This window comes from Streptomyces sp. ATLC9 (assembly GCF_057196705.1).
In genome coordinates, this window is record NZ_JBXUOY010000248.1 from 1 (window position 1) to 7,551 (window position 7,551).

7 protein-coding genes and 1 pseudogene are annotated in these 7,551 nt (G+C 73.2%); 2 read left to right on the plus strand and 6 right to left on the minus strand.

All coding sequences use genetic code 11. The features are described from left to right. The 3 genes from AC2CJA_RS21340 to pdhA all read right to left on the minus strand — a co-directional run. The coding region (locus AC2CJA_RS21340; protein WP_484604289.1) for a biotin/lipoyl-containing protein at positions 1–421 on the minus strand (421 nt) is incomplete at its 3' end. Further along, on the minus strand, positions 421–1,545 hold the full coding sequence (locus tag AC2CJA_RS21345) for an alpha-ketoacid dehydrogenase subunit beta (protein ID WP_484604290.1): 1,125 nt from the start codon (positions 1,543–1,545) through the stop codon (positions 421–423). The genes AC2CJA_RS21345 and AC2CJA_RS21340, both read right to left, overlap by 1 nt. Beyond that, positions 1,542–2,720 carry a pyruvate dehydrogenase (acetyl-transferring) E1 component subunit alpha gene (gene pdhA / locus AC2CJA_RS21350; protein WP_484604291.1) on the minus strand — a complete coding sequence of 393 codons (1,179 nt, stop codon included), beginning with the start codon at positions 2,718–2,720 and terminating at the stop codon, positions 1,542–1,544. The genes AC2CJA_RS21345 and pdhA overlap by 4 nt, the downstream gene beginning before the upstream one ends. 178 nt (positions 2,721–2,898) lie before the next feature. Here pdhA and AC2CJA_RS21355 point away from each other — a divergent pair, with 178 nt between their 5' ends. Beyond that, positions 2,899–3,399 (plus strand): Lrp/AsnC family transcriptional regulator, encoded by a 501-nt coding sequence (locus AC2CJA_RS21355; protein ID WP_484604292.1) that lies wholly within the window; start codon positions 2,899–2,901, stop codon positions 3,397–3,399. Between the two features lie 70 nt (positions 3,400–3,469). Here AC2CJA_RS21355 and AC2CJA_RS21360 read toward each other — a convergent pair whose 3' ends face one another. Beyond that, positions 3,470–4,114, minus strand: coding sequence for a TetR/AcrR family transcriptional regulator (locus tag AC2CJA_RS21360; RefSeq protein ID WP_484604293.1), 645 nt, complete (start codon positions 4,112–4,114; stop codon positions 3,470–3,472). A 178-nt stretch (positions 4,115–4,292) separates the two neighbouring features. On the opposite strand from AC2CJA_RS21360, the gene paaN reads away from it, so the two are divergent. After that, positions 4,293–6,005, plus strand: a complete 1,713-nt coding sequence (paaN, locus tag AC2CJA_RS21365; RefSeq protein ID WP_484604294.1) for a phenylacetic acid degradation protein PaaN — start codon at positions 4,293–4,295, stop codon at positions 6,003–6,005. Between the two features lie 103 nt (positions 6,006–6,108). Here paaN and AC2CJA_RS21370 read toward each other — a convergent pair whose 3' ends face one another. After that, entirely contained in the window at positions 6,109–6,780 is a 672-nt protein-coding gene (locus AC2CJA_RS21370; protein ID WP_484604295.1) for a TrmH family RNA methyltransferase, read from the minus strand. After that, positions 6,777–7,551, minus strand: a pseudogene (locus tag AC2CJA_RS21375) (HTTM domain-containing protein); the annotation flags it as partial. The gene AC2CJA_RS21370 and the pseudogene AC2CJA_RS21375, both read right to left, overlap by 4 nt.

Sequence of the window (7,551 nt, forward strand, 5' to 3'; positions counted from 1 at the left end):
CGGCGGCCGGATGCGGCGCGGGCACGCCGTTCGCCGGACGGACCCGGCGGCGGCGGGCGGCGGGTCCGCCGGTGCCGTATCCCACCAGTACGTTCCCGGACTTCTCCGAGGCATCCGCCGGATCCCCGGCCGGCACCTCCGCCGGTGCGGCCGGCTCGCCCGCCGTACCGGCGGACGCTCCGACGGCCACCGTCACCAGCGGTGCGCCGACGGGGATCTCGGCGCCCTCCTCCCCGAACCGGGCGGTGACCACACCGCCGTACGGGCACGGCACCTCGACCATCGCCTTGGCCGTCTCGACCTCCACCACCGGCTGGTCGACGGCGACGACGTCGCCGACGGACACCAGCCAGTGGACGATCTCGGCTTCCGTCAGCCCCTCGCCCAGGTCGGGCAGGGCGAACTCGCGGACCTCGGCCATCAGCGGCCACCCCCGGTCGTCCCCGCCGCGCCGAACGACCCGGGCCTCTCGGTCCACTCCGACTCCCACTGGAGCCGGGCGACGGCGTCCAGGACCCGGTCCACTCCGGGCAGGTGGTGACGCTCCAGCATCGGCGGCGGGTAGGGGATGTCGAATCCGGCCACCCGCAGCACCGGCGCCTCCAGGTGGTGGAAGCAGCGCTCGGTGATCCGGGCCGCGATCTCGCCGCCGGGACCGCCGAAACCGGAGGACTCGTGGACGACCACGGCCCGCCCGGTGCGCCGCACCGACGCGCAGACCGTCTCGTCGTCGAAGGGGACCAGGGAGCGCAGGTCGACGACCTCAAGCTCCCAGCCCTCCTCGCGGGCGGCCTCGGCCGCCTCCAGGCAGACGGGCACCGACGGGCCGTAGGTGACCAGCGTGGCGGACGTCCCCGTGCGGCGGACCAGGGCGCGGCCGATGGGCTCGACGGTCTCCGGTTCCCGCGGCGACCAGTCGGCCTTCGACCAGTACAGCCGCTTGGGCTCCAGGAAGACCACCGGATCGTCGGAGGCGATGGCGGCCCGCAGCAGCCCGTAGGCGTCTGCCACCGTCGCCGGGGTCACCACGTGCAGGCCGGGGGTGGCCATGTAGTACGCCTCGGAGGAGTCGCTGTGGTGCTCCACACCGCCGATCCCGCCGCCGTAGGGCACCCGGATCGTGATGGGCAGCGGCATCGCGCCGCGCGTGCGGTTGCGCATCTTGGCGACATGGCTGATGAGTTGTTCGAAGGCCGGGTAGGCGAAGGCGTCGAACTGCATCTCCACCACCGGCCGCAGCCCGTACATGGCCATACCGACGGCCGCGCCCAGGATGCCGGCCTCGGCCAGCGGGGTGTCGGTGCAGCGGTCCTCGCCGAACTCGGCGGTCAGGCCGTCGGTGACGCGGAAGACGCCGCCGAGCGTGCCGACGTCCTCGCCGAGCACGTGCACCGACGGGTCCTCGGCCATGGCGTCGCGCATCGCGCGGTTGAGGGCCTGGGCCATGGTGGCGGGCTTGCGGGCGGCTCCGGACCCGGCTTCCGCCCCGCCCCGGGCCTTCCCGTCCGCCCTGCCCGCGCTCTTGCCCGTGGTCGCGGTGGTCATCGCCCGCCTCCCGCTGCGTTCCCGGCGGCCCCACCGTGCCCGGCGGTCCCGTCCTGTCCGTCGTTCTCCGCGTCCAGCTCGGCGCGCAGCTGTGCGGCCTGCTCCCCGAGCTGCGTGGTCTTCTCCGCGTAGACGTGGTCGAAGAGGTCCGCCGGGTCGAGCACCGGATCCTCGTTCATCGCCTCGCGCAGCCGCGCGGCCATCCCCTCGGCCTCCTCGTGCGCCCCGTCGCGTGTCGCGTCGTCGAACAGGCCGCGCTCGGTCAGCTCGCGCTCCAGCAGCGCCACGGGGTCGTGTTCGAGCCATGCCCCGACCTCGTCGTCGTCGCGGTAGCGGGTGGCGTCGTCGGCGTTGGTGTGGGCGTCGACCCGGTAGGTCACGGCCTCCACGAGGGTGGGCCCCCCGCCGCGCCGGGCGCGCTCGACGGCCTCGGCCAGGACCCGGTGGACGGCCGCGGCGTCGTTGCCGTCGACCAGCCGGCCGGGGACGCCGTAGCCGACGGCCTTGTGGGCCAGCGAGGGCGCGGCGGTCTGCTTGGCCAGGGGGACGGAGATCGCGAAGCCGTTGTTCTGCACGAGGAAGACCGTCGGGGTGCGCCAGACGGCGGCGAAGTTCAGCGCCTCGTGGAAATCGCCCTCACTGGTGCCGCCGTCGCCGACCATGGCCAGCGCCACCACGTCGTCGCCCCTGAGCCGGGCGGCGTGGGCCAGCCCGACGGCGTGCGGCAGGTGGGTGGCCAGCGGGGTGGACAGCGGGGCGACCCGGTGTTCGTACGGGTCGTAGCCGGTGTGCCAGTCGCCGCGCAGCAGACCCAGCGCCTCGGCCGGGTCCATGCCGCGGGCGACGGCGGCGAGGGTGTCGCGGTAGCTGGGGAAGAGCCAGTCCCGCTCCCGGAGCACCAGGGCCGCGGCCACCTCGCACGCCTCCTGCCCGGTGGAGGAGGGGTAGACGGCGAGCCTGCCCTGCTTGGTGAGCGCGGTGGCCTGCCGGTTGTAGCGGCGGCCCCTCACCAGTTGCGCGTAGAGCGTCCTGAGCAGGCCGGGGTCGAGATCGGCCCCGGTGCCCAGCAGTCGGTACGGCTCGGAGTCCGGCAGCAGCGGCACGGGGTCCGTGCGCGGCTGCCAGGCGGGCGGCGGCGCGGGGCGGTATGCGCCTGGCTGCTCCAGGACTGTCATGCGGCACCTCCTGGTGGGGGGCATCTGCGGGCGGGGAGCCACGCCGGATCCGGCGGACCCCCTACCGATTGTTCGGTCGTCGGCGCATTTTGGCTACGGGTGGCACCGCCCTGTGGACAAACGGTTCCGCACCGCGTGGGATGTCGGCAGGACGTCCATGGAGGGGAGGCGGCAGGCCATGCCGGAAGAACAGATGGTCCCCGAGGCGCCGGAAGACGAGAACCGGCCGCCCGCCAGACCGCTCGATCCCGTCGACCGGTCCATCCTGCGGATGCTGCAACTGGACGGACGCGCCTCGATACGGTCGGTCGCCGAACGGGTGCACGTGTCACGGGCGAACGCGTACGCCCGGATCAACCGCCTCGTCGAGGACGGGGTGATACGCGGCTTCACGGCACGGGTGGACCACGAGCGCGCCGGCCAGGGCGCGTCGGCGTACATCACCCTGAAAATCGTTCAGAACTCCTGGCGCGCGGTGCGCGAGAGGCTCCAGGCGCTGCCGGGCGCCGCTCACATCGCGCTGGTCAGCGGCGACTTCGATGTGCTGCTGCTGGTGCACACGGCCGACAACCGGGCGCTGCGGGAGCTGGTGCTCACCCGGATACAGGCGATGCCGGAGGTGCTGAGCACCCGCACCCTGCTGGTCTTCGAGGAGACCGACCTGGAACCCGAGCCGTGAGCGGCGAGCGAGCCGGCCCGCCCCGGCCTCCCGTCCCCCGGCTCCGCCCGCTCCTCCTCCGCCTCTTCCGCTACTGCCTGCGCAGCCCCTCGAAGGCCAGCCGCACCACCGAGTCGGCGACCCGCTCGCGGTCCGCGGCGTCCCCGGGCTGGGGGCGGTACCACTCCACGATGGAATTGATCATCCCGAAGAGCAGCCGGGTGGCCAGCCGGGCGTCGAGGTCCGAGCGGATGTCGCCCTCGGCGGCGGCGGCCTTCAGCAGCCCGGCCACCCGGTGGTCGAACTCCCGGCGGCGCTCCATCGCCCAGCGTTCGGTGCGGGTGTTGCCCCGCACCCGCAGCAGCAGGGTGACATAGGGCAGCTCGGCCGTCAGCACCTCGGCGGTGCGGCGGGTGACGTGCTCCAGCCGCTCGATCGCCCGCCCCCGGCCGGCGTCCGGCTCGTCCAGGATGGCGAAGAGGCCGTCGAGCGCGCGGGCTATCGCCCGGCGCAGCAGCTCCTCCTTGCCCCGCACGTGGTGGTAGATGGAGGACTTGGAGATACCCGCCGCACGGGAGAGGTGCTCCATCGAGGTGCCGTCGTAACCGCGCTCGTTGAACACCTCCACGGCCACCGCGAGAAGCGACTCGGGCGTGTAGGTGTCGCGCCCCGGCGACTTGGCCGGGGCCTTGGCCGGCAGTTTGACCGGCGGCTCGACTTGCGGCTCGACTGGCATGGCCTCGATGTTATCCACAGACGGCCTGCCCCTCTTGCCCCGACCGACCGTTCGGTAGCAGTATCTTCCTGTCCGTCCGCACACGGCGGCCCGCGCGCCTTCCACGGCCCGCCCGGGCGCCGTCCGTACGGCACCGCCGCCCGCCCGCTCGACGAGCTCGACGAGGAGTTGGTCCCCGATGGCCGCCGCACCCACCCAGGCTCCGCCGCTGACCCCGGAGGGGCTCGCGGAGAGGCACCGCCCGACGCTCCGGCGGGCGGTGGAGGCGATCAGCACCAGGGAGTACTGGTCCCCGTACCCGGAGCACCCCAAGGCGTACGGCGAGGAGCACGGCACGCTCGGCCCCGCCGAGGGGAAGGCCGCGTTCGACGCCCTGCTGGGCCGCCGCTTCGAGCTGGGCCAGCCCGGCACCGACGGCTGGGTGGGCGGTGAGGTGTCGCCGTACGGCGTCGAGCTGGGCGTGGAGTACCCGCACGCCGACGTCGAGGCGCTGCTGCCCGCGATGCGTGCCGCGCTCCCCGCCTGGCGGGACGCGGGGCCGGAGACGAGGGCGCTGGTGTGCCTGGAGATCCTGGCCCGGATCAACGCGCGCACCCACGAGTTCGCCCAGGCGGTGATGCACACCAGCGGGCAGGCGTACCTGATGGCGATGCAGGCCGGCGGGCCTCACGCCCAGGACCGCGGCCTGGAGGCGGTGGCGTACGCCTACGCCGAGCAGACCCGCACCCCGGCCTCGGCCCGGTGGTCCAAGCCTCAGGGCAGGCGGGATCCGCTGGAGCTGGCCAAGGATTTCACGCCGGTGCCGCGCGGCGTCTCACTGATGATCGGCTGCAACACCTTCCCCACCTGGAACGGCTACCCGGGCCTGTTCGCCTCCCTGGCCACGGGCAATCCGGTGCTGGTCAAGCCGCATCCGCGCGCGGTCCTGCCGCTGGCGATGACGGTGCGGGCCGCCCGCGAGGTCCTCGCCGAGGCCGGCTTCGACCCGAACGCGGTGGCGCTGGCCGCCGAGCGGGACGGCGAGGGCATCGCCAAGGAGCTGGCCCTGCGCCCCGAGGTCCGGATCATCGACTACACGGGGTCGACCGCCTTCGGCGACTGGCTGGAGGCCAACGCACGCCAGGCCCAGGTCTACACCGAGAAGGCCGGTGTCAACACGATCGTCGTCGACTCCACCGACGACTACCGGGGCATGCTGGGCAATCTGGCCTTCTCCCTGTCCCTCTACAGCGGCCAGATGTGCACCACCCCACAGAACCTTCTGATCCCGCGCGGCGGCATCGAAACGGACGCGGGCCACAAGTCCTACGAGGAGTTCACCGCCGACCTGGCGGGCGCGGTGGACAAGCTGCTGGGTGACGACCAGCGAGCGGTGGCGCTGCTGGGCGCGATCGTCAACCCCGGGGTCCGCGAGCGGCTGGAGGGGGCTCCGGAGCTGGGCGAGACCATCCTGGCCTCGCGCTCGGTGGAGCACCCGGAGTTCCCCGGGGCCACGGTCCGCACCCCGGCGATCGTCGGGCTGGACGGGGCGAAGCCCGAGTCGGAGGGGGTCTGCATGTCGGAGTGCTTCGGGCCGGTCTCCTTCGCCGTCGCCGTGGACTCCACGGCCGAGGCGGTCGAACTGCTGCGCCGCACCGTCCGGGAGAAGGGCGCGATGACGGTCGGCGCCTACACCACCTCGCCCGAGGTGGAGCGCCTGGTGGAGGAGGCATGCCTCGAGGAGTGCGCCCAGCTCTCGCTGAACCTCACCGGCGGGGTGTACGTGAACCAGACCGCGGCGTTCTCCGACTTCCACGGCTCCGGCGGCAACCCGGCGGCCAACGCCGCGCTGTGCGACGGGGCGTTCGTGGCGAGCCGCTTCCGCGTGGTGGAGGTCCGCCGGCAGGCATGACGCCCTCCGCCCGGGGATCCGGGGCCCTTTCGGCCCGGGGGTTCGCCGCGCGGTGTACCCCGGGCCGAAAGGGCTCCCGGGACGGGGGCCCGGCGGGCCGTTCTCAGCCGATGTCGGCGTGCGCGCGGATCCAGGTGTGCATGGCGATGGCCGCCGCGGCGCCCGCGTTGATGGACCGGGTCGAGCCGAACTGGGCGATGGAACAGACGCGTTCGGCGTGCTTCCACGCGTCCTCCGTCAGTCCCGGGCCCTCCTGTCCGAAGAGCAGCACACAGCGGCGGGGCAGCTCGGTGGTCTCCAGCGGGACGGCGCCGGGGAGGTTGTCGATGCCGATGACCGGCAGTCCCTCGATCCGTGCCCAGTCGGTCAGCGCGGCCACATCCGGGTGGTGGGTGATGTGCTGGTACCGGTCGGTGACCATCGCACCGCGCCGGTTCCACCGGCGTTTTCCGATGATGTGGACTCCCCTGGCCAGGAAGGCGTTGGCGGTGCGTACGACACTGCCGATGTTGAAGTCGTGGTTCCAGTTCTCCACCGCGACGTGGAAGTCGTGCCGCCGGGTGTCGAGATCGGCGACGATCGCCTCCCGGGTCCAGTAGCGGTAGCGGTCCACGACGTTGCGCCGGTCGCCGCCGGCCAGCAGCTCCGGGTCGTAGTGCTCACCGGCCGGCCACGGCTCGGGGTGGGGGCCGACGCCCACCTCCGTGCCGTGGCCCTCGTCGTACTGCACGGGCTCCTCCCGCACCGGCCGGTTCTCCGTCTCGCCTTCGCTCACCCCACGAGGGTACGTGTGGGGCCGCCGGTTCCGGAGGGTTCCGCTTCCTCCTCCGGCTCGCGCGGGCGGCCCCGGCGCAGCCGCCCGGCCGTCCGGGACGCCCCGGCCCCGATCCAGACCAGGAAGACAGTCGGCAGGAATACGGCGTCGGCCGCGATCATGGCGAGTGAGAAGAAGGGCAGGCCGAGGAGGACCGCGATGGAGGCGTGCTCCAGCATCATCACGGCGAGCAGCACGTTCTTCACCCGGCGGTTGAAGAGGGTGAAGGGGAAGGCGACCTGGGCGATCACCGTGCCGTAGGTGAGCAGCATGACCATCAGGCCGCTGCTGCCCAGTACCTCGGCGAGGGCCGGCCAGGGGGAGAAGTAGTCCAGATGCAGGGGGTAGTAGACGGCGGTGCCGTCCTGCCAGCGGGAGCCCTGGATCTTGTACCAGCCGGCGGTCGCGTAGATCAGGCAGACCTCGGCCATGATGATCAGCAGTACGGCGTTGTGGACGATGTTGCCCAGGACGTCCATCAGCCGGCGGAGGTCCTCCCGCCCGGCCCGTCCGTCAGCGGGGCGGGTGACGTACCACCACAGCCCGTGAACCAGCCACAGGCCCCACAGGAAGGTGGCCCAGCCCACGTGGAGCACCGGGCCGTCGTCGCCGAACCAGCTCAGCCGGCCGCCCGCGGTGGCCACCAGCAGGACGGCGCCGAGCAGCGACCACAGCGCGATGCCGACCGGGTCGGTGCCCGCCGCGCGCCCGCCGCCCCCGGCACCGCGGCGG

Excerpts from the sequence above, each read along its gene's own strand:
- pdhA (WP_484604291.1), bottom strand. The coding sequence starts at position 2,720 with ATGACAGTCCTGGAGCAGCCAGGCGCATACCGCCCCGCGCCGCCGCCC.
- AC2CJA_RS21345 (WP_484604290.1), bottom strand. The coding sequence starts at position 1,545 with ATGACCACCGCGACCACGGGCAAGAGCGCGGGCAGGGCGGACGGGAAG.
- paaN (WP_484604294.1), top strand. The coding sequence starts at position 4,293 with ATGGCCGCCGCACCCACCCAGGCTCCGCCGCTGACCCCGGAGGGGCTC.
- AC2CJA_RS21355 (WP_484604292.1), top strand. The coding sequence starts at position 2,899 with ATGCCGGAAGAACAGATGGTCCCCGAGGCGCCGGAAGACGAGAACCGG.
- AC2CJA_RS21360 (WP_484604293.1), bottom strand. The coding sequence starts at position 4,114 with ATGCCAGTCGAGCCGCAAGTCGAGCCGCCGGTCAAACTGCCGGCCAAG.